Origin of the sequence: Gorillibacterium massiliense (assembly GCF_000455485.1) — a bacterium.
Taxonomy (GTDB): Bacteria; Bacillota; Bacilli; order Paenibacillales; family NBRC-103111; genus Gorillibacterium; species Gorillibacterium massiliense.
On sequence record NZ_CBQR020000161.1, the window covers coordinates 19,527 to 40,209 of the forward strand.

General features: G+C 51.9%; 24 protein-coding genes. 11 read left to right on the plus strand and 13 right to left on the minus strand.

Features of this window, described 5'->3' with window-relative positions:
- The 3 genes from TJ79_RS22665 to TJ79_RS22675 form a co-directional block, all read right to left on the minus strand.
- Nucleotides 1-807: an ABC transporter permease gene (locus TJ79_RS22665; protein WP_040952631.1), complete on the minus strand. Its 807-nt coding sequence runs from the start codon at nucleotides 805-807 to the stop codon at nucleotides 1-3.
- Nucleotides 807-1,841, minus strand: coding sequence for an ABC transporter ATP-binding protein (locus TJ79_RS22670; RefSeq protein WP_040952632.1), 1,035 nt, complete (start codon nucleotides 1,839-1,841; stop codon nucleotides 807-809). The genes TJ79_RS22665 and TJ79_RS22670 overlap by 1 nt, the downstream gene beginning before the upstream one ends.
- A 138-nt stretch (nucleotides 1,842-1,979) precedes the next feature.
- Nucleotides 1,980-2,765, minus strand: coding sequence for an ABC transporter ATP-binding protein (locus TJ79_RS22675; protein ID WP_040952633.1), 786 nt, complete (start codon nucleotides 2,763-2,765; stop codon nucleotides 1,980-1,982).
- 153 nt (nucleotides 2,766-2,918) lie between these two features.
- Here TJ79_RS22675 and TJ79_RS26285 point away from each other — a divergent pair, with 153 nt between their 5' ends.
- Nucleotides 2,919-3,728 carry an AraC family transcriptional regulator gene (locus TJ79_RS26285; protein ID WP_162162983.1) on the plus strand — a complete coding sequence of 270 codons (810 nt, stop codon included), beginning with the start codon at nucleotides 2,919-2,921 and terminating at the stop codon, nucleotides 3,726-3,728.
- 54 nt (nucleotides 3,729-3,782) lie between these two features.
- On the opposite strand, the gene TJ79_RS22685 is transcribed toward TJ79_RS26285, so the two are convergent.
- Both TJ79_RS22685 and TJ79_RS22690 read right to left on the minus strand, forming a co-directional pair.
- Nucleotides 3,783-4,031 carry a hypothetical protein gene (locus TJ79_RS22685; protein WP_052339896.1) on the minus strand — a complete coding sequence of 83 codons (249 nt, stop codon included), beginning with the start codon at nucleotides 4,029-4,031 and terminating at the stop codon, nucleotides 3,783-3,785.
- Nucleotides 4,032-4,225: 194 nt separating this feature from the next.
- A complete protein-coding gene (locus tag TJ79_RS22690; protein ID WP_040952634.1) occupies nucleotides 4,226-5,122 on the minus strand; it encodes a LysR family transcriptional regulator in 897 nt (298 codons plus the stop codon).
- Between the two features lie 185 nt (nucleotides 5,123-5,307).
- Between TJ79_RS22690 and TJ79_RS22695 the strand changes: the two genes are divergently transcribed.
- A complete protein-coding gene (locus tag TJ79_RS22695; RefSeq protein WP_337588962.1) occupies nucleotides 5,308-6,489 on the plus strand; it encodes an MFS transporter in 1,182 nt (393 codons plus the stop codon).
- 37 nt (nucleotides 6,490-6,526) lie between these two features.
- Here the strand turns inward: TJ79_RS22695 and TJ79_RS22700 are convergent, their stop codons facing one another.
- From TJ79_RS22700 to TJ79_RS27625, 3 genes are all read right to left on the minus strand, one after another.
- Complete coding sequence (locus TJ79_RS22700; protein WP_040952636.1) at nucleotides 6,527-7,198, minus strand: LysE/ArgO family amino acid transporter; 672 nt, start codon at nucleotides 7,196-7,198, stop codon at nucleotides 6,527-6,529.
- A 20-nt stretch (nucleotides 7,199-7,218) separates the two neighbouring features.
- Nucleotides 7,219-7,653 carry an Lrp/AsnC family transcriptional regulator gene (locus tag TJ79_RS22705; RefSeq protein ID WP_040952637.1) on the minus strand — a complete coding sequence of 145 codons (435 nt, stop codon included), beginning with the start codon at nucleotides 7,651-7,653 and terminating at the stop codon, nucleotides 7,219-7,221.
- Between the two features lie 197 nt (nucleotides 7,654-7,850).
- A complete protein-coding gene (locus TJ79_RS27625; RefSeq protein WP_040952638.1) occupies nucleotides 7,851-8,057 on the minus strand; it encodes a DUF5808 domain-containing protein in 207 nt (68 codons plus the stop codon).
- 146 nt (nucleotides 8,058-8,203) lie between these two features.
- Here TJ79_RS27625 and TJ79_RS22715 point away from each other — a divergent pair, with 146 nt between their 5' ends.
- The 4 genes from TJ79_RS22715 to TJ79_RS22730 are packed head-to-tail and all read left to right on the plus strand — an operon-like array spanning nucleotide 8,204 to nucleotide 10,787.
- Nucleotides 8,204-9,400, plus strand: a complete 1,197-nt coding sequence (locus TJ79_RS22715) for a DUF3900 domain-containing protein (protein WP_081757101.1) — start codon at nucleotides 8,204-8,206, stop codon at nucleotides 9,398-9,400.
- 43 nt (nucleotides 9,401-9,443) lie between these two features.
- Complete coding sequence (locus TJ79_RS28695; protein ID WP_081757102.1) at nucleotides 9,444-9,782, plus strand: YqkE family protein; 339 nt, start codon at nucleotides 9,444-9,446, stop codon at nucleotides 9,780-9,782.
- Between the two features lie 37 nt (nucleotides 9,783-9,819).
- Nucleotides 9,820-10,158 (plus strand): histidine triad nucleotide-binding protein, encoded by a 339-nt coding sequence (locus TJ79_RS22725; RefSeq protein WP_040952639.1) that lies wholly within the window; start codon nucleotides 9,820-9,822, stop codon nucleotides 10,156-10,158.
- A gap of 53 nt (nucleotides 10,159-10,211) precedes the next feature.
- Complete coding sequence (locus tag TJ79_RS22730; protein WP_040952640.1) at nucleotides 10,212-10,787, plus strand: nitroreductase family protein; 576 nt, start codon at nucleotides 10,212-10,214, stop codon at nucleotides 10,785-10,787.
- A gap of 47 nt (nucleotides 10,788-10,834) precedes the next feature.
- On the opposite strand, the gene modB is transcribed toward TJ79_RS22730, so the two are convergent.
- The 4 genes from modB to TJ79_RS22750 all read right to left on the minus strand — a co-directional run bounded on the left by modB (nucleotide 10,835) and on the right by TJ79_RS22750 (nucleotide 13,917).
- Nucleotides 10,835-11,611 carry a molybdate ABC transporter permease subunit gene (modB, locus tag TJ79_RS22735; protein ID WP_081757103.1) on the minus strand — a complete coding sequence of 259 codons (777 nt, stop codon included), beginning with the start codon at nucleotides 11,609-11,611 and terminating at the stop codon, nucleotides 10,835-10,837.
- Nucleotides 11,608-12,504, minus strand: coding sequence for a molybdate ABC transporter substrate-binding protein (gene modA, locus TJ79_RS22740; protein ID WP_040952641.1), 897 nt, complete (start codon nucleotides 12,502-12,504; stop codon nucleotides 11,608-11,610). The genes modB and modA overlap by 4 nt, the downstream gene beginning before the upstream one ends.
- Nucleotides 12,505-12,635: 131 nt before the next feature.
- Nucleotides 12,636-12,845, minus strand: a complete 210-nt coding sequence (locus TJ79_RS22745; protein WP_040952642.1) for a TOBE domain-containing protein — start codon at nucleotides 12,843-12,845, stop codon at nucleotides 12,636-12,638.
- Between the two features lie 43 nt (nucleotides 12,846-12,888).
- Nucleotides 12,889-13,917, minus strand: coding sequence for a MoeB/ThiF family adenylyltransferase (locus TJ79_RS22750; RefSeq protein ID WP_040952643.1), 1,029 nt, complete (start codon nucleotides 13,915-13,917; stop codon nucleotides 12,889-12,891).
- A 169-nt stretch (nucleotides 13,918-14,086) separates the two neighbouring features.
- Here TJ79_RS22750 and TJ79_RS22755 point away from each other — a divergent pair, with 169 nt between their 5' ends.
- Entirely contained in the window at nucleotides 14,087-14,860 is a 774-nt protein-coding gene (locus tag TJ79_RS22755; protein WP_052339891.1) for a HesA/MoeB/ThiF family protein, read from the plus strand.
- Between the two features lie 33 nt (nucleotides 14,861-14,893).
- On the opposite strand, the gene TJ79_RS22760 is transcribed toward TJ79_RS22755, so the two are convergent.
- Nucleotides 14,894-15,142 (minus strand): MoaD/ThiS family protein, encoded by a 249-nt coding sequence (locus TJ79_RS22760; protein ID WP_040952679.1) that lies wholly within the window; start codon nucleotides 15,140-15,142, stop codon nucleotides 14,894-14,896.
- 257 nt (nucleotides 15,143-15,399) lie between these two features.
- Between TJ79_RS22760 and TJ79_RS22765 the strand changes: the two genes are divergently transcribed.
- The 4 genes from TJ79_RS22765 (at nucleotide 15,400) to TJ79_RS22780 (ending at nucleotide 20,585) form a co-directional block, all read left to right on the plus strand.
- Entirely contained in the window at nucleotides 15,400-16,686 is a 1,287-nt protein-coding gene (locus TJ79_RS22765; RefSeq protein ID WP_040952644.1) for a class II aldolase/adducin family protein, read from the plus strand.
- Between the two features lie 198 nt (nucleotides 16,687-16,884).
- Nucleotides 16,885-18,954 (plus strand): bifunctional rhamnulose-1-phosphate aldolase/short-chain dehydrogenase, encoded by a 2,070-nt coding sequence (locus TJ79_RS22770; protein ID WP_040952645.1) that lies wholly within the window; start codon nucleotides 16,885-16,887, stop codon nucleotides 18,952-18,954.
- A gap of 59 nt (nucleotides 18,955-19,013) precedes the next feature.
- Nucleotides 19,014-19,769, plus strand: a complete 756-nt coding sequence (locus TJ79_RS22775; protein ID WP_040952646.1) for a DeoR/GlpR family DNA-binding transcription regulator — start codon at nucleotides 19,014-19,016, stop codon at nucleotides 19,767-19,769.
- A gap of 87 nt (nucleotides 19,770-19,856) precedes the next feature.
- On the plus strand, nucleotides 19,857-20,585 hold the full coding sequence (locus TJ79_RS22780) for a (Fe-S)-binding protein (RefSeq protein ID WP_040952647.1): 729 nt from the start codon (nucleotides 19,857-19,859) through the stop codon (nucleotides 20,583-20,585).
- Nucleotides 20,586-20,683: the final 98 nt, after the last annotated feature.

Below are 20,683 nucleotides of genomic sequence, written 5' to 3' on the forward strand. Positions count from 1 at the left end.
TTATCCGCCGTGAATCGTAATTTTTTTAATCGCATGGGTCCACAAAAACTTCCCGGCAAACCAGAGGACAACCGCCCAAAAAAGCTGGATGCCGATCATCTGCAGCGCCTCACTGGCAGAAAGTCCATTCATGTAAATACGGGTAGGCGTATAGATGATGCTTTGAAACGGCAAAACCATCGCCAGCTTTTCCAGCCAATGGGGGAAGAAGGAAAGGGGGACGAGTGCGCCGGACAATAAATTGGTGATGGCCGCCCGCGCCCATACTAACCCGACAGACCCCGTTGTCCAGAAGCACAGCAATCCGGTCAAGTACACGACTCCAAATTTGACGAGGATCGATAAGGCCAAACTTACGACAAATAATAACCAGGTCGCCAGACGATCCGGCACCATGATACCGACTGTCGCAATCAGCAGCAGGCTGACAAAAAGCGCGCTGAACAAACCCTCCACCAGACAGGAACCGAGGGTCTCGGATAGCCTTGCCTTCTGATAATCGACGGGTTTAATCAAATCCATCGCCACGCCGCCATCGAGAATATCCCTTGAGATTTTAAATTCGCTGTTGATGGATAAGAGAGAATTAGCCAAAAACGTAATGACGATGTATGCCTTCATCTGGTCCCACGTGTAACCGGCGAGGACATCCCTACCTCCATAGATTGCCTTCCATAGAAAATACATGGAAAAGAGACCGACGAAGGCGTTCAGCATGTTCATGAAATAGGCCAGCCGGTAGGAAAAGGTGTTTTGCATGGAACGGTTGGCGATGGTGACGTATTTTTTGACGCCGCTCACCCTCATTAGACGACACCCCGTTCCTCGGTCGCCATCTCCGCCAAGTCCAGCTCGCCGGCATAGACTCGCCGGATGATCGTCTCGATGCTGGGCTCGTCGATGCGGAAGTCTACGACTTCGGCCAGCTTCATGATTTGGCCGGCTACCTCCCCGGCGGTGACGGCGAAGCGGTCGAAACTCACCGACACCTGGTTGCCGTCGGCTTCATGGGAGATAATGCCGGGGATTCCGTGAAGCGTATGGGCTAAAGCCGAGGCGGGCTTACCCAATTGGAAATGGAGGGTGCGCTCCCGGGCAAAGGCGTCCTTAACCGCTTGCAGCTCTCCGTCGTAGATGATTTTGCCATGGTCGATAATGACGAGTCGGCTACACAAATCTTCGATGTCGCCCAGATCATGAGTGGTCAGCATCACCGTAGTTCCCAGCTCGGCATTGATATGTTTGATGAATTTGCGGATTCGTTCCTTGACCGCAATGTCCAGTCCGATGGTCGGTTCGTCCAGGTAGACGATTTCCGGATTATGTAAGAGAGACGCGGCCAAATCGGCACGCATGCGTTGACCGAGGGAAAGCTTGCGCCCCGTAAGATGGATGTATTCATCCAATTCCAGCAGCTTGGTGAACGTTTTCATGTTTTCCCGGTAGACGCCGTCGGGTATTTCGTAGATGTCTTTCAATAGGGAGAAGGATTCCGCTACGGGTATGTCCCACCATAGCTGAGTCCGCTGTCCGAACACCGCTCCGATTTTCCCGGCGTTCTCCATCCGTTTCTTATGCGGATCGATCCCGTTTACGCGGACGGCTCCGGAGGTGGGAACTAAGATACCCGTAAGCATTTTAATCGTCGTGGACTTGCCCGCCCCGTTGGGCCCGACGTAAGCCACCGATTCTCCTTTTTCGATGGTCAGATTGATGCCATCAACCGCCTGTTTGTCCCGGTACTGCTGGGTAAAGAAATGTTTGACCGCTCCCTTAAGGCCAGGCTGTTTGATCGCCTGACGGAAAACTTTCGTTAAGCCCGACACCTCAATTTGACTCATGTTAGGTTATCCCTCCGACAATGATCCGTTGCGGTTGCAGCGCCGCATGAAAACTTTACCAACCGCTTGTGAATATTTGCTCATTATAGCACAAAAAAAATTCCGGTTGCCCGGAATAAAAGATTTCATTCGATTTTTCTAAACCATTGAATCCGTCGTACGCACGTACACGCGCTCTCCGTGCTTCTCGACCGTAACCGGCGCTTCGTAAAATTCGCTCAGTACCTCAGTGGTTAGGACGTCTTCGTTCTTTCCGCTTCGGATCACGGTGCCGTCGCGGATAAGCAGCACATGGGAAAACGCCGGTAGAATCTCCTCCGTATGGTGGGTGACATAGATTAAGGTCGGCGCCTCTGGGCTATCCGCCAACGTTTTGATGCTGGCCAGAAGCTTATCCCGGGAAAACAGATCAAGACCGTTGCACGGCTCATCCAGGATGAGAATGCGCGGTTTCGCCATCAGTGCCCGGGCGATGAGCAGTTTTTGCTTCTCACCTTGGGAGCAGGAGCGAAGTTCCCGGTCCCACAAGTGGGAGCAGCCCAGCGTATCCATCAGGGAGCGGGCAAGGGACAGATCCTCCTCGGTTATATCATCATAGAGGCCAATGGTCGCGTGCTTGCCGCTGATGACAACATATTGCGTCCGGTCGGAGGGGTACAGCTTTTCCTGCAGGGATGTACTGACCCAGCCGATTTCTTTGCGCAGCTCGCGAAGATCGACATCGCCGAACTGATGTCCAAGTACTTCGATGGAGCCTTCCGTAGGCCAATAATAGCCGTTGATCAGGTTCAACAGGGTTGTCTTGCCGGAACCGTTGAGGCCAAGGAGTGCCCAGTGTTCACCAGGCGAAATTCGCCAGCTTACATCGTTTAGCAGGTTGCGCCCCCCTTGGCGAAATGTGGCGTGTTCAATTTGGATGACCATGGACCGCTCGATCTCCTCTCTCTGGTGATAGGGTGGGAGTTTTTTATCCATTATAGCGAATGTGTGCTGTGAAGTCGTCGCGATTAGTGCTGCGACCGAGCAACAATTGCTATTTTCATTTGTTATAATGGCTTCAGGTGAAGAGACATGGAAATGAAAATCGAAACCGAATGGGTCGAGCTTTGGCAGGGAAGCGCCAATTTTAAAAACCTTCCCCATAAACATGATGACTGGATGCAGGTTACACTGCCGATCAAAGGGATATGCCATTTTACTCGGGAAGCGCGGAATTGCGGTTTGGAGCAGGGGAGCGGTTTGCTGCTGCCTCCGGGGACACAGCATCATTTTCATCTTGGCGCCCAGGATTCCGTTATTATTTTGAAAGTGCATGAAAAGGGTATCGGCAACATGGCCGCGTTAGAGCCGCAATTCGGTAGGAGACTGGAGTATGAAATTTGCCAGCCCTTCGCGACGGAGGACATTGTCGGCCGTTTTCGCCATTGGATGCAAACGCTGCTGCAAGGCCAATCCCTGGCAGATCCGCTTTCCGTTCAGGAAGTGGAATACGATGTCATTGCCTACTTGGGCGAATGGCTGGGGATTGAGGCGAAGGAAGCGAAGCCGCTAATCTCTGCGTCATCGGGGAAGATGGACCCTCATCTTCAGAGGGCGCTCACGTTCATACAGGATTGCTACAAAAATACCGTCAGTATCGACCAACTGGCGGTGATCGCCCATCAAAGCCGGTTTCATTTCATTCGCTCCTTTCGGGATGCCACCGGAACAACGCCGTATCAGTATGTATTGAAGCTGCGTATCACGGAGGCGATGAACCGTTTGCGTAGCACGGAGGCAACGATCGGACAGATTAGCGCGGAGCTTGGGTTTTCAAGTCCGAGTCAATTCCACCGGGCATTCCGGAAGTTGACTGGATCGACGCCTCAAGCCTACCGGCATCATTGAACTGGAGGATAGGATAGCGCATTGCAAAAAAAATTCCGGTTGCCCGGAATTTTTTCATTTTTTTCTCTTTCTTTCGGCGATTTCAGCGGCTACCACGAAGGCCAAATCTTCATTGCCGTATAGAGAAAGCACGCCGAGCAATGTTTCATCGGGGATGTCTCCCGCTTCCTCCTTCGGTACGGTAAGCTCCATCGCCTGGGTTAATGCAGCGTTTTCTCCCTGGGAGGGATACGCCTTTTTGTATAATTCATAAGGATCTTTTTCGTGATTAATGCACCACTGGGCAAATACGAGGATCATCATTTGCTCGTCTTTTTGATAGTTGCGGACGATTTGATTTTCTAATTCTTTGCGTTGGTTCCGGCTCTCCCGGTCTGCGTAGGGATCGTCGTTGAATTCAGGATAATCGTCATGTTGGCGCATAATGGATAAACTCCTTGATAGAGGATTTATGGATTCATTATAGACTGAAAAAGCCCTTCGCATCTCTTCGTTAATTAGAAAGTGGATACGGACTCCCCAAAGAATTTAATCACGAATTCCCGGAAATGGACAGCAGCTTCGGACAGATAGTGTTTCCGATTCCACGCGATCCCAAATGTTCGCTGGCACTCGGGATCCTTTATTTTTATCTGGACGGTATTTGGGTTAGAGGCTCTGTTGCCTAACGAGAGAGGGAGCGTGAAGGTAATGCCGAGTCCCATCTCGACAAGTGTCTGGATGGAGCTGGCCTCTTCGAGCTCGAACGCGATATTGGGTTCAAAGCCTGCTATTCGGCAAAATCCATCCGTGATCTCCCGGAAGTTGGAGCTAGAGGATAACGTAATAAAGGGCTCGTTTGCAGCTTCAATCAGTGAAATACTTTCCCTGGAAGCAAAAGGATGCGATGCCGGAACCGTTAAGCATAATTCCTCTTTTGCCAAGACCAGCCACTCAATGTCCGGCCCCGTAACGGGTACTGTGGAAATGGAGAAATCGATAAGGGCGTTCTCCAACTCGCTTTGGATCTCCAGTGCGGAGCCTAATTGATGTTGAATAATGCGGACATGAGGATGAGATGTCAAGAACTCTTTGAGAAGCGTCGGCAAAATGTACGGGAGCGTAATCGAGATTGAAATGACGCCGTGTTCGAGCCCTGTCATGTCGACAATCTCGCGTTCTCCCTCTTCCAGTTCCAAGAAAGCTCGTTCAACGCGGCGAAGGTAGGTTTTGCCGAAGGAGTTCAGCTTGATCCGTCTGCCTTCGCGTACAAACAAAGGAACGCCGAGCTTCTTCTCTAAACGCTGAATGGAATTACTTAGAGATGGTTGCGACACGTTCAATTCTTTGGCCGCTTTCGTGATATGCTCCAGCCTGGCGACTGCTTGGAAATATTTCAATTGAAGAAATTCCATGGGGGCAACTCACTCTCTTTATAACTTTCATATGATAATTCCATTATCATATAAGTATTATACATAATAAAAATGCAATTATATAATGATCTGATATATAGAGAGAGCGTGATATTTGGATGTAAAGGAGAGCATTTGTCTTGTTTAGGGAGAGAATCTGGACGAGAGATTTTATAATTGTTTGCTTGAGTAGTTTCTTCATGTTTCTCACTTTTTATATTTTAGCGACTGCTTTTCCGTTATATGTGAAAGACAGTATGCATGGCAATCAGCAGCAGATGGGCTTGACGATTACCGTATATATCATAGGGGGAGTCATTGGCAGGCCGTTTTCGGGCTTATGGGTCGACCGGTTTGGGATAAAGAAGATGGCGGTTATCGGATTGTCCCTGTTTCTGCTAGCCTGTATCGGATATTTTGGAGCGAAGGGAATTCTATTATTTCTAGCGGTTCGTCTGGTTCACGGAATTTGCTATGCGGTAGCTTCGACTGCGATCAGCACAGCTGCTTCCGCTATCATCCCCGACTCTCGTCAGGGGGAAGGCATTGGCTATTACAGCATGTTCATGAGCATAGCGATGGCAGTCGGGCCTGCACTCGGGCTTTTGCTGTGGAAAGATAAGAATGAAAACATCTTGCTGCTGGCCGTATGTTTAATAGCCGCATTGTCTCTTGCGTTCGCGCTCAGCATAAGGCTTCCGGGGCAACAGGAGAAAGGCATGAAGATCATCTCGCCGATGGCTTCCAGCCATGTAAAAAAGCCTCTGCATTGGAGCGACTTTATCGAGCTCAAGGCCCTTCCTATCTCAATTGTGGGTTTTATCGTATCTTTCGCCTATAGTTCGCTTTCTGGATTTTTCGCTTCTTTTGCTCAAGACATTCACAAATCGAGTATAACGTCTGTTTTCTTCCTCACATTTGCCGTGATGATCGTACTATTTCGCCCGGTTATCGGAAAAATATTCGATAAGTACAAAGAGCATTATTTGTACTACCCCGGGATCGTGTTGTTCGCTATCGGTATGATCTTGCTCAGCCAAGTACATTCCGGGGCCGCGATCCTGTTGGCGGGTATCATCATGGGGATTGGTTATGGAGCGCTCTTGCCCTGCTTTCAGACACTTGCGGTCAAGTTGTCTCCCGAACATCGAAGAGGCAGCGCTACAGGGACGTTCTTCCTTCTGTTTGATTTGGGTTATGGGTGCGGTTCTTACTTTATGGGAGTGATTGCTGCTTTCACGGATTATCGGATGATGTATTCGGTGGCTGGGTTCACGGCGCTATTGTCCGTCGCCTTCTACTACGCGCTACATCATCGGCATCACGGGAGACTTGGCATCCGCAAAAAACAAACAGAAAGCGCCTAGAAACTTCATCTGATGGAAACATAATGGATGATCTCGCTTAGAGAAAACCGGAAGCGCCATTCCAGATCGCCCATATCCCAAAACCGGCCAGTACAAAAGCGGATATGCCATTAATGGTGGCAAGGGCAGCGGTATTCATGATCTTACCGCGTAGGAAGCCGGTTGTCGTGGAAAGAATCAGCCACCAGAGGGCTGAGCCCAAAAAGACGCCGGCGACGAAGAAAAGGGCGGACTGGGGGTTGGCAGCGGAAGCGGAAATGCCCGCGGCGGTGAAGAAACCGAGAAAGGACAGGATGGTCGCCGGATTGGCTAAGGTAAGGAGCAGAGTGGTCAGGTAGGTTTTCATCATGGGGGAGAAGGATTTAATGGAGGTGTCAGCGGCCGGGTCGAGCCCGGCTCCTTTGGCGTCTTCGCGGCGGACTGTTTTTCCGGTTTTAAAACCTATGTAGATTAGAAACAGGCCCCCGAGCAGTTGCAAAATCGGCCCGATATGCTGGAGCAGCCGGGCAGAGACGCCTATCCCGATACCGGCCAGCATGCCGTATGTCGCATCGGCGGTAGCGGCGCCGAGACCAGCGACGAATCCCGTTCGTCTTCCTCGCGTCAGCGTTTGCCGGATGCAGTAGATGCCGATAGGACCGACAGGCGCCGCAATGCTGAAGCCGAGCAGAATGCCTTTTAATATGCGTATCCATGATTCCTCCATCATGATCGGCGCTCCTCCTTTGGTTAAACTTTCTCTTTTACAGTGGATAAAACGAAAACGGTGTTGGATTTCAGCACGCCGAGCTGTTTCTTCAAGCTGTCGGTGATGAAGTACTCAAGAGCGTCGGTGTCCGGTACGGACACTTTCAGCAAATAATCGTATTCGCCGGCGATATGATGGCATTCCATAACGAATGCATGCTCCCGCATCGCTTTGCGGAACACGTCGGTATCCAGGGTGCCAGGCAGCACGACAGAGATATACACCAAATGGGCGTACCCAAGAGCGCGTCGGTTGAGCTTGACGGTAAAGCTTTCGATAATGTTCTGTTCGTCCAGCTTGCGGATCCTTTCGGCTACTGCAGGAATGGAGAGATGGACTTCTTTGGCGATGTCCGAACTGGTGGTGCGGCTGTTTTCCGTGAGCAGGCGCAGGATTTGTTTATCAATGGCATCCAAGGGGGTAGTCTCCTTGTTTTTTTAAGATCATTATACCGGTATGTTAAAATCATTCAATATTGGATCGAAAAATCCAAAAAGATTTAAGCAAATTAAAATTTCGCATATATAATTTTTACTTCGTCCTATCTGGAAAAGTGCTTTTCATAAATAATTTAAGCGGCGGAAAGTACAGTTTAGACATGCGAAATGCATCTTTACTTGTCGTGATTTAGAAAAGCAACTATACCAATCGTGGCTAAAATAAGGAGCCATGCGATGGGATTTCCCCAGTTCAGCGTGAACCCAATCCCGAAAGATTTTGGAATGAAGAGATTGGAATCTTCTTTATTGAAATAAACAATCACACCGTGCATTCTTCTGTATTCCTCGATTTCGTCCACTGTCCATTTCCTTCTTGCCATGGCTTGATCTTCCTTCCGTTTCCATATGAAAAATCGGCATGTTTTTCACATTCGACATCAGGTTCACCAGTTCCTTGCCGCAGGCGGTGGAAAGCGTCAGCTTGACCATGTAAAATGGAAAGGACGAAAGCTGCACAGGAGGCAAAATGGATTTTACGGTGGAGTATTTATCTTTTTATGTGATACAAGGAGACGGAGATGGGGGTGCTGGCGCCAAGGGGTACAAACATTACCGCACGATGGACCGGGACGGATATATGGGGAGCGAGATCCGGGAGTTCCTCGACAGCGAGTTTCCCCGCATCGTGAAGCGCAAAGCGGAGCGGAATGCCGGTACGGAGAACGCCCCTACCAAGATCGGACGATTTATTGTCGAGCCTGGCCATGAGCTGAGCAGCAACCCGAACTTTAACTTGTTCCAGCGGCTGCGGCTTGCGGACAGCAAAGAAAGCTTCCAAAACGGCTGCGATGACATGGTACGGATGTATATGGATACCAGCGCAGTGCGTGGCGGAGCGTTTATCGCCGTGGCAGCTAAGCTGACCCGTTTTTTCGACGAGCCGTTTCTCTTCGTACTGAAATGTGATTTCGAACCGAAGGTAGCCCGCATTTCCGATGAGCGGAGTCTGATCTCTCAGGTAGACATGGCCATCAGCGCCCGGAACATGAAGTCGATCCAATACCCCCACATGCCCGAAGAGGGAATGCTGGAGGAAGAGGAGCTGAAGATTCATCAAGCTTCTCATGCGAGATATTTTGAAGACTTTTTGCGGTATGTCAGCTACGAAAAGTCCATGCCGGAAATGATCACCGAACAGGTCACCTCCATGGTTCAGCAGTTTATCGAGGAAAAGTGGCCGGACAGCGAGCATGAGGAGCGGAAAAAAGAAGAACAAAACGTCGAGTTTTGGTCGGCCAGTGAAAAGCGTGAACTTCAGGCATTATGGGAGCACCGGCAAGTCGTGGATGCCGCGGTGCATCTTACCGCACACAAAGAAGATCTGGAGCTGAAGTTCAAGCTGGATGGCGTAGCAGTAAAAGGATTTCTGGCGGATTATGGCGACCGCATCCATATTGCCGAGGAGAACGGCCGATACGTCGTGCTCATCGAAGGGGACCTTTTTCAGTTTGAAAAAGGGGTCTCGCCCATCGAATTGCTGAAGCCGCCGCCACTGGCGGAGGTGGTAGAGCATATCCGCAACAAAGCGGTGGCAGCCAAAGAAGAGGCGAATCGTCAATGGGACTCCAATGGTGCAACTGCTGAAGCTGGTGCGGGAGATGTAACTGAAGAGCTTGGAGACGCGGGATTTGCCGGTTCAGGGGAAGACGCTCCTCCCTGGTAATCATCGATGATGCAGCGGCAAACACGGAACGGGAGGTGCCATAATGGCAAAGAAAAAGAGGAATGCCCCCTTCCATAAGGAAGGCCGGGGAGAGTACGGCAGTCGTGAAGAAGCTGAAAAATATGGAGCCAGCTTTGAAGCTCGGGATGACGATTCGGGTAAACGGGCGGATTCCGCGTCCAGCTTGAAGGATTTGCTGAATCCCGACGTCTTGGCGAAACTTAAAAGCCAAGCGGCGGAGATGAAAGTGGAAGAGGAACAGCGCCGGGAAGAAGAGCGAAAAAAAGCGGCGGAAGCCCGCAAGGCTGAGCAGGAACGGCAGGACAACGACTTCGCCCACCTGCTGGAGAAGAGCGATTCCAACTGGCGAAACTATAAATAGGCGTTCGTCTACATATATTACATAGGAGGCGTGAACAATGGATTGTATTTTTTGTAAAATCGTAAACGGCGAGATCCCATCAAAAAAAGTGTACGAGGATGATCAGGTGTATGCCTTCCATGACATCAGCCCGCTTGCCCCGGTTCACGTGCTGGTGATCCCGAAAAAGCATCTTTCCTCAGTATTGGCGATTGGGGAGGAAGATGTGGAATTGATCGGCAGATTGCATCAGGCTATCGGCAAAGTGGCGAAGGAAACGGGCGTCGACGAGACGGGTTTCCGCATCATCTCGAATACCGGCACCCATGGCCAGCAAACCGTTCCCCATCTGCACTATCATGTCATCGGCGGCCGTCAATTGGAGTGGAAGGCGTAAAGGGATTCAGGCCGTGGATAAAAGCAGCGATCCGAAAATAAGGAGGATTCCGCATGTCCGATGTTTTACGCGCCATTCGGGAGAGAAGATCCATCGGTAAAGTGAAGGATGAACCCATAGACCGTCCTATTTTGGAACAAATTTTGGAGGCGGGCAATTGGGCGCCCAATCATCACCATACCGAGCCTTGGCGCTTTTTCGTGATGACAGGCGCCGGGCGGGGTGTGCTGGCGGATGCCTATTTCCAGGTAGCCTGCCAGCAAGCGGGAGACGGGATGTTCGATCCCGACGAGTTACGGCGGAAACAAGAGGCTAAAGCCTTCCGCGCTCCCGTAGTCATTGCCGTCGCCGTGTCGCCATCCGCTGTCCCCAACATCGACAAGAGAGAAGAAATCGCAGCGGCCCACGCAGCCGTGCAAAACATGCTTCTCGCTGCTCACGAGCTGGGACTTGGCGCTGTTTGGCGCACCGGCGAGCCGCTTTATCATCCGTTGATGAAGGAAGCTTTCGGTTTAAACGGCAGCGAGGAACTGGTTGCCCTCATCTATATCGGCAAGCCGGATATGGAACCGCCGGAAGGAAAACGAAATCCCGTCAAAGACAAAACCACGTGGTTGACGGGGGAATAAATTAATCCAACAAAAGAGGGGTCCCGCAAAGAGCGGGACCCTTCTATTTATTCTGGCGAGTGGGTTACGGTATAGGATTGTTTTTTTGCAGGTGCCGTGATGGTCAGATCTTTGGCATGAGCCGTTTTTTTGTAGCGACTTGGCTTATCTTGTCTTTCCTCTAACTGGACTCTGCCGATCATGTGCAGCATGAGAAAGGATATGCCGACGGTGGCGGCGGTCAGCGTCCAGGCGAGGGGCATTTTGCCCGCATCAACTGCGAGATAAATGGCCGTGGGAATGGTTTGCGTCTTGCCGGGGATGTTCCCGGCGAGCATCAACGTTGCGCCGAACTCGCCGAGACCCCGGGCGAAACCGAGCAGGAAGCCGGATGATAAGGAGCGCCAAGCAGCCGGAAGCGTGATGTATAGAAGCACTTGAAATTCTGTCGCTCCCGCTACGCGGGCGGCCTCCTGATATTCTTTTTCGACGGAGAGAAATCCGGTTTTGGCGGCTTGGTACACTAGCGGGAAGGCAACCACTATGGCTGCGATGACGCAAGCCCACCAACTGAATACGATGGGTCCGCCGAAAACCTGTTCAATCGCCCGGCCGATCCAGCTTCTTCTCCCTAAAAGCACCAGAAGAATAAAGCCCACGGTGGTAGGAGGAAGCACGAGCGGCAGCATAAATCCGGTTTCCAGTAAGGTTTTCCCGAAAAATCGGCGCTGTGCCAACAACCATGCTGCTCCCGTTCCCATCAAGAAAACGATCACGCTGGCGAGGACGGATACTTTGAGCGAAAGGATAACCGGTGCGATAAAATCGTCACCGAGGGCGGTCATGATGCATTACTAGGCGCGGTGAATCCGTTTTTTACAAAAACATCTAGCGCCTCTTGGGATTGCAGGAATTGATAGAAAGCTTGCGCTTCTTCCAGATGCTTAGTCGCTTTGATGATCCCCATCGGATACACGATTTGCTTGTGGCTGGCAGGATCGACGGTCAGAACGACTTTGGCTTTTTTCGAGGTGAGGGCATCGGTTTTATAGACAAAACCCGCTTCGGTGTTGCCGGTTTCCACGTAACTCAGCACTTGCTTGACATCTTTGGCTTGCACGATTTTCGGCTGCAAGGTATCCCACAGTTTGAAGTAGGTCAATGATTCTTGGGCATAGCTGCCTGCGGGGACGCTTTCCGGGATGCCAATGGCGATTTTCTTGATGTCCGCGTTTGTCAGATCCTCTAGTTTGCTTATAGCGACTTTGCTGTCTGTGGAGCTGACCAAGACGAGATCATTCAATAGAAGCTTTGTGACTTGGCTCTTGTCGATCAATTGTTTATCTACGAGAGCGTTTATTTGTTTCGCTCCGGCGGATATGAACAGGTCGGCAGGCGCGCCTTGCTCGATTTGCTGTTGGAGGGTGCCGGATGCGCCGTAGTTGAAGGTCAAGGTAACTTGAGGAGCTTTTGTATGGTAGAGTTCTTTCAGTTCATTCAAGCTTTCCGTGAGACTTGCTGCCGCCGATATGGTCAGTTCGACCGGCTCAGCCGTTGGCGTTGGTGAAGGCGATTCGGATGCTGCAGCCGTTGCAGTTGCCGCGGCGGAAACGGAAGGTGATGGATCGGTGGATGATGCGGTTTTGTCCTCGGATTTTGATCCGCAGCCGGCGAGAGCAAATACCAAGATAAGCATAAGGGCGGCAAGCAAACAACTGATTCTTTTTCCCATTTTCATACAATTCCCCTCCACAGATCATATCTAGTTATAACTAATTTTATCTAAATATAACACGATATAAAAAACGGAGCATTGTTTATTTATGAATTATTTTCAAATTTTCAAATGGAATCGTGGAGGGGGTTGCATTATTCGGTCATGAGAAGGACGGATGAAGCTTTGAACAGGGCGGTGACTTCCGAGCCGACAGTGAGTTCCAACTCTTCCAAGGCATCAAGGGATACGATGGAGGTGATGGTTTGGTTTCCCCCGATATCGAGGACGATATTGGCATTTACCTGTCCTTTTACGATTTTAATAATCGTTCCGGACAACTGATTGCGGGCGCTGATTTTCAAGTTTTCCACCTCCTTTCCTATTTGTCTCGTAAATACATGAACGTTATCCAAGCAGCCGGTGATAGAGCGACTTGGCTTCAGCGATGTCGCTGGTGCCGTGTACGAGAACTCTTCCGTCCTTGAAGAAAACCATTCGGTGGTCCTTCTCGGAAAAGGATACGAGAAACGGGTTGCACTCGACATTTCCATCTAGTGCCGACAAGTGCCGGGCTAGCTCGTCCAAATTCCGTTCCATCCGTTTGGCAGGACGCAGCTGAACCGTATTCCGGCCGCAGAGGACGGCGGTTTTCGTTTGATATTCCCTGGACAGATAGGGGTAGCTGGCATGAGCGCCGCAGGATGGGCAATCAGCCTTTTTGGAGACGGTGACGTCCATTTCGAAGTGCTGGTTTCTCCATAGGTCGAAGGTTAAGAGGGTACTCCGTAAGGCGCTTCGATTGCCCGTCAGCAGCTTGAGGGCTTCGACGCTTTGATGGGCTACTACCATTTGAACAGCGGGGGAAATGATACCCGCCGCATCGCAGGTGGCTCCGCTTAAAGGAACCGAGTCGAGGAGGCAGCTCAAGCAAGGAGTAGCGCCCGGTAAAAAAGTGAAGCTGATCCCGTAGCTTCCCGCACAGGCTCCATAGATCCAGGGAATACGGTACATTTGCGAAATATCGTTGATGGCGAGACGGGTTTCGAAATTATCCGTGGCGTCTATGATCAAGTCAATATTTTCGGCTAATTTCTTCAATTCAAACGGGGTGGCATCCAAAACATGAGGGTGGACTGTTACGTCCGAGTTAATCTCTCTTAAGCGTTTATGAGCCGCAATGGCCTTGGGCATACGCAATTCAGCGTCGTTTTCACTGTAAAGTAACTGACGGTTCAAGTTGCTGAGCTCTACATAATCCCGATCCACTATGCTGATCTGTCCGACGCCGGCCCGCGCCAGCGCTTCCGCGTTGCCTGAGCCCAATGCTCCCGCACCGATTAAGAGAACGTGCTTGCAGGCCAACTGTCGTTGTCCTTCCTGTCCGATTCCAAAGAATCGGATTTGCCGTGAATAGCGATCATCTGACAAGATCATCCGCCCCTTTGTGTGATGATAATGTCATATTATACGACATGTGATACGGATTTTTCTATGAAATTTTCCAGAACGGATTCATTTCATTGACTTTACATGAATTTTTGTTCTTAAATGAAGGTGAATATGGAAGATAACGTGACATATATGGGATACGGAGGTTGGTGGCATGGGGGAAGAAACCGTAAATTCTATTGAGCAGGGACGCTATCTGCGGCAAATGAAATTGCTGGGGGCGGACGGACAGGAAAAGCTGCGGAAAGCTACCGTATTTATCGCCGGAGTAGGTGGACTAGGCGGCACAACGGCTTTATATCTTGCCGCGGCGGGTGTCGGGAAGCTGATTCTCGCTCATGAAGGCGTCATCGCCCTGCCTGATCTTAACCGGCAAATCTTAATGACGGACGAACGGCTGGGTATGGAGAGAGTGAGTACAGCGGCGGACAGCATTCACCGTTTGAATCCCGAGGTGGAAGTGGAGATTCATGCGGAGCGCATTCAGTATGACCGGGGGAGGGCCTGGGTGGAGGATGCGGATATTGCAGTGGATGCCCGGTATGATTTTCCCGAGCGCTATGAATTGAACCGTCTATGCCGCGACTATGGCAAGCCTATGGTCGAAGCTGCCATGTATGGCTTTGAAATCTCGCTGACCACCTTTGTGCCGGAGCAGACTCCGTGTTTGGAATGCTTGTATCCATCACCGGGGGCATGGGAGCCTCTTGGCTTCCCGGTGCTGGGCGCTGTATCCGGTATGGCCGGTTGCATGGCGGCGATGGAAGCGGTCAAGTGGATCACCGGAGTTGGTCGTGTCAGCGCCGGAGCGTTATTCCGCTACGATACCTTGAGTAATTCCGCCTATCAGGTGGATTTGACCGGAGTGCCGATGTGCCCGGCATGCCGCGCAAGGGCGGAAGCCAGGCGGGCGAAGGCGATAGGATGAAAAAAACCACCCGCCGATGTCGGCGGGTGGCTGTTAACCGCCGGACACCGGCGGAAGCAAGGCGACTTCACTGCCCTCGGAAAGAGTGGAGTCGTTCGTTGCGAATTTTTGATCGACGGACACCAGCGCTTGAAGCAGGGCAGGTCCGGCCGCAGGGTAAAGAGAAGCAAGCCGCTCCTTTAAATCCTTCACCGAATAAGTTGAGGCTGGAAGCTCTAGCTCCAAGGTCGGACTGCCCATCGATTCAGCCAGGCCAGCGAATAAGTGCAGACGGATTTGCATGGTTGGTTTCTCCTCCCGGTGTTTTGCAACCAGAATACCATATATGGGAAAGATGAACTATAAAATTTACCGTTTTTTCACATTTTGCTTTAGTCAGAATCGAGAAGGCTCCCACAGGCGGTTGAAGAAAATCGTCTGAAGCGGCGGAGTCTTCTTTTTTGCAGTAGTGAGAAAAATCATCTTCCCAAAACAAAAATAGAGTGTATAGTAATAAACATAAACAAAAGAAAACAAAGATAAATGGGAGGAATCAAACAATGGATTTTGCGCTTCTGCATCCCGCTGACCAGATCATTTTGATCATGGAGCGCATTTACGGCTACGGCATGACTACCACCTCAGGGGGGAACCTGTCCATTTTGGACGATAACGGAGATATTTGGATCACCCCGGCTAGCATCGATAAAGGCTCGCTGACCCGCAAGGATATCGTCTGCGTTAAGCCGGACGGCACCATCATCGGCAATCACAAGCCGTCCAGCGAATATCCATTTCACCGCCTCGTGTATAAAACCCGCCCGGATTTGAAGGCGGTGGTACATGCCCATCCCCCGGCTTTGGTGGCGTTTAGCATCGTGCGGCGCATCCCCGACACTCGGCTCTTGCCAAACGAGGGGCAGATTTGCGGGGAAGTGGGCATGGCCGAATATGCGCTGCCCGGCAGCGTGCTTTTGGGAGAGAAGATCGCCGCTGTTTTTGCCGAGGGCATCAACACGGTGATGTTGGAGAATCACGGCGTGGTAGCTGGCGGAGCCAATCTGTTCGAAGCGTTCAAGTCTTTTGAAACGCTGGATTTCGTAGCCCGGCTGGAGATCAAGGCAAACCGCATCGGCAAACCGGTACTGCTTGCGCCCGAGCATTTCGATACGGTGGAAGCGAACCGGGAAGTCCGTATGGATAGCTTCATTCCGAAGGGATATTCTACCCTCGAAAGAGAAGCCCGCCGGGAGATGATCAAATTCATCCTCCGTTCCTACGATCAGAAGTTGGTAATGAGCACCCAAGGGACATTTTCCCAGAGGCTGGACGGCAACAATTTCGTCATCACCCCTTACGGCAAGGACCGCAAGTATTTGGAAGAGAGAGACTTGGTGCGTATCGAGAACGGCCGTGCAGAAGCTGGGAAAGCCCCAAGCCGATCCGTTCATCTGCATCAAGCCATTTATGACGCGCATCCTCATGTGAATTCCGTCATCATCGCCCATCCGCCCAATATCATGGCTTTTGCCGTAACCGACAATGCTTTCGATTCCCGCACAATTCCGGAAAGCTATATTCTGTTGCGGAATACGCCGAAGCTTCCCTTTGATTCCGTTTATTCCGATGTGGCGAAGACGGCAGCGGTATTCAAAAAAGAAACCCCTATCGCCATCGTCGAAAACAACTGCACCATCGCTACCGGCAGCAGTTTGTTGAACGCCTTCGACCGGCTGGAAGTGGCGGAATACAGTGCCAAAGCTATCATTTCCACGGGCTGTCTCGGCGAAATCGTGAAGATCGATCAAGAGAAGATCCGCGACATCGAGGTCGCCTTCCAGCTCTAAGCTCGCGATAAAGCAGGTTGAAAAGGAGTTGTTCCGGGTGAGGGATTTTCCGCCAATGGGACAGCTTCTTTTTGTTTGTGTGGAATTTCAAAATATTTTCCTTTGATAATGCTTATTTAATGACTATTCAAACAAAAACAAAAGAGCTATAATCAGACCGAAGACACAAAAAATACATATTTTGTGCGGAGGTGCTGTATGGTTCGCCAGCTTTGGGATGAAATGAAAGCGCTGCAATGGGAGGAAGGGGTGGAGCAACTGGTCTACCGCTCCAATCTTCTCGGCTCGGACAGATCGGTATGCAATTACGGCGGAGGCAATACATCAACCAAAACATGGGTGAAAGATTTTCGCGGTCGCGATGTGGAAGTCATGTATGTCAAAGGCAGCGGATCGGATCTGGCGACGATGAAAGCGGGACAGTTCACCGGCTTGCGGATGGAGGATATCCGGCCGCTTTTCGAAAGAGACGAGATGTCCGATGAAGAGATGGTTGCTTATCTGGCCAATTGCATGATCGATTCCAGGCATCCCAGGGCTTCCATTGAAACGCTGCTCCATGCCTTTTTGCCCTTCAAGCATGTGGATCATACCCATCCTGACGCCATCATCAGCCTTTGCTGCGCAGATAACGGGAAGGAATTGGCCCGTGAGATTTTTGGCAACCGATTTGTATGGGTTCCTTACATTCGACCCGGCTTTACCCTATCCAAAATGATCGCTGCCGGAGTGCTGGCGAACCCTCAAGCGGAGCTGGTGCTCATGGAGAAGCATGGGCTGGTCACTTGGGGGGAAACCTCGGCGGAATGCTATGCGAAAACCATCGCCATCATCCAAAAAGCTGAACGTTTTATCGAAGATCGGGTGCAACCGGACCGTTTGTTCGGTGGCATTCTTCATCCGCCCCTAGTTCCGGAGAGTCGCCACAGATTGGCGGCGCAGGTGATGCCGGCGGTGCGCGGTGCCGTAAATGGCGGCAAGAACATGATCCTTGCCTTCAATGATGAGGAGGATGTGCTCGGCTTTGTCGGCGGCGCGGACGCTCAAGCGCTGTCCCAAGTAGGTGCAGCTTGTCCGGATCATCTGGTGCATACGAAGGTAGTCCCACTGTTCATCGACTGGACGCCGGACACGGAAGACGCTGAGGGCTTGAAAATGAAGCTGATCGCCGGAATCGCGGCGTACAAGGAGCAGTATAAAGCTTATTTTGATCGGAATGGCAGCAAGGCGGATATCATGTTCGAGCCGGTTCCCCGGGTGATTTTGATTCCGGGTGTCGGGATGATCAACACCGGTAAAAGCCGGGCGATGGCCCAGGTCAGCGGGGATCTTTACCACCGCGCCATCGCGGTGATGCGCGGAGCGACGGCTCTCGGCCGGTTTGTGTCCCTTTCGGAAAAGGAATCCTACAACGTGGAATATTGGCCTCTGGAGCTGTATAAGCTGTCGCTGGCTCCGGCGGAAGCGGAGTTTTCCCGTAAAGTCGCTTTCATCACCGGAGGTGCAGGAGGCATCGGCAGCGAATCGGCTCGTAGGCTTGCAGCCGAAGGCGCTCATGTGGTGCTGGCGGATCTGAACCTGGAGGGAGCCGAGCGGGCAGCCGTGGAGATCAACGATATATATGGCGGGATGCGGGCCATTGCGGTTAAAATGGACGTAACGAAAGAGGACGAGGTGGCCGCCGCTTACGCCGAGACGGCATTGACTTACGGCGGCGTGGATATCGTCGTCAATAATGCGGGACTCGCCACATCTAGCCCGTTTACGGAAACATCGCTAAAGGAATGGAATCTGAACGTCGGTGTGCTGGGCACGGGGTATTTTTTGGTGGCACGAGAGGCATTCAGGCAGATGAAGGAGCAGGGCACGGGAGGCAGCATGGTGTTTATCGGGTCGAAAAACTCGGTTTATGCAGGCAAAAACGTCACCGCCTACAGCTCCGCCAAAGCGCTGGAAGCCCATCTGGCCCGCTGCATCGCCGTGGAAGGCGGAGAGCTGGGCATCCGGGTGAACACAATCCTGCCCGACGCGATCCTGCAAGGTTCGGCCATTTGGAACTCCAACTGGCGCAGCGAGCGGGCGGCCGCCTACGGCATCGCGCCGGACCAACTGGAGGAGTATTACCGCAAGCGGACGACGCTGCTCGTGAACGTCTATCCGCGGGATATCGCCGAGGGAGTCGCTTTTTTCGCTTCCTCCAAAGCGGAGAAGACGACGGGCTGCATGCTGACCATCGATGGCGGCGTCCCGGCGGCTTTCACCCGGTAACGGAAGGCGAGCACCATTGCTGCATGAAACAAAATTAACGGAAAAGAGCGAGGTAAGCTATGCTGGTCGCAGAACGCTACGAAAAAATCGTGGAATTGGTAAATGAACGGGGAAGCATCCGGGTGTCCGAGCTGAGCGATTTATGCCAGGTGACGGAGGAAACCATCCGGCGGGATTTGGACCGGCTGGAGCAAAACGGGCGCCTGCGCCGCTCCCATGGCGGGGCGGTCAGCGTCAAAGACCAGTCTGAGGTTCCGTATTTCGAGCGGGAGGTCACCCACGCCGCCGAAAAGCAGCGGATCGCGGCCGAAGCCATCAAGCTCATCAAGCCGCGGGACCGAATCTTGCTGGATGCCAGCACCACCGCTTGGTACATGGCGGCGATTTTGCCGGACATTCCCTTGACCGTGCTGACCAACTCCATCAAAGTGGCGACGGAGCTCAGCACGAAAGAGCGAGTGGATGTGATCTCCACCGGCGGCCAGCTTGCTCCTACCTCCCTTTCCTTCGTCGGTCCCCTTGCCGAACGCTCGCTGGATGCCTATTACGTGGATAAAGCCTTTTTTTCCTGCAAGGGCGTGCATTTGACCCGAGGGGCCAGCGAATCAAATGAGCTGCAAGCGCGGATCAAGCAGAAAATGATTGAAATAGCCGATGAAGTGATCTTGTTGGCCGATGCCAGCAAATTCGGCGTTCAAGCCTTCACTCACGTGACTTCTCTCGATAAAGTAAACACGATCATCACCGATAAGCGTATCGCCAATGAGACCTTAGCTCAGCTTGCCGAACGTTCGCTTTCCGTGAAAATCGTATAGCAAGAGGGCGAACCTCCTTCCCGGTGGTTTGCCCTTTCCCATATCATGAGCCTTTTAGAACTCCAGCAAAAAGAATAGAGGTGCGCCATGAAGGTTTCCTTGTTCATCACCTGTTTGAGCGATGCGGTGTTCCCCCGTGTGGGGGACGCGATGGTGCGGCTTCTGGCGCGGTACGGCATCGCCCTGTCGCTTCCTCTCGAGCAGACCTGCTGCGGCCAGCCGGCTTTCAACAGCGGCTATTGGGAGGAGGCGAGAAGGAGCGCCCGCACGATTTTGCAGGCTTTTGATGACAGCGATTTCATAATCTCCCCATCGGGTTCATGTACCGGTATGATTCATCACTACCCAAAGCTGTTCGAGCATGAACCGGACTTGTTGAAACGGTCGCAGCGATTGCAGGAAAAAACCTACGAGTTCACGCAATTTCTTGTTCATGTGTTGGGCGTGACGGACATCGGGGCGGTTTTTCCTCATAAGGTGACGTATCACCCTTCCTGTCATGGAAGTAGACTTTTGGGAATTAAGGCTGAACCGATGGAACTGTTGCGCCATGTGCGGGGGATGGAGCTGGTTCCGTTGCCTTTTGCCGAGGATTGCTGCGGCTTTGGCGGGACGTTTGCGGTGAAAATGGCCGAAATTTCTGGCGCGATGGTGACGGAAAAAGCGGATCACGTGCTGGAGACGGAAGCTGAGGTGCTGACCGGGCTGGATATGGGCTGCCTGATGAATATCGGCGGGCATTTAAGATACCGTGACAAAAAGGTGCGGGTGATGCACCTGGCCGAGCTGCTGGAGGAAGGGGTGCGGCTGGCGTGAGCGGACAGATCAAAGATCATAGCGCGGCAGTGGCGCATAAGGCGGCGGATGCGGGACGAAATGCTGTCGGCAGGAGTGGGACTGGCGATAGCCACGGC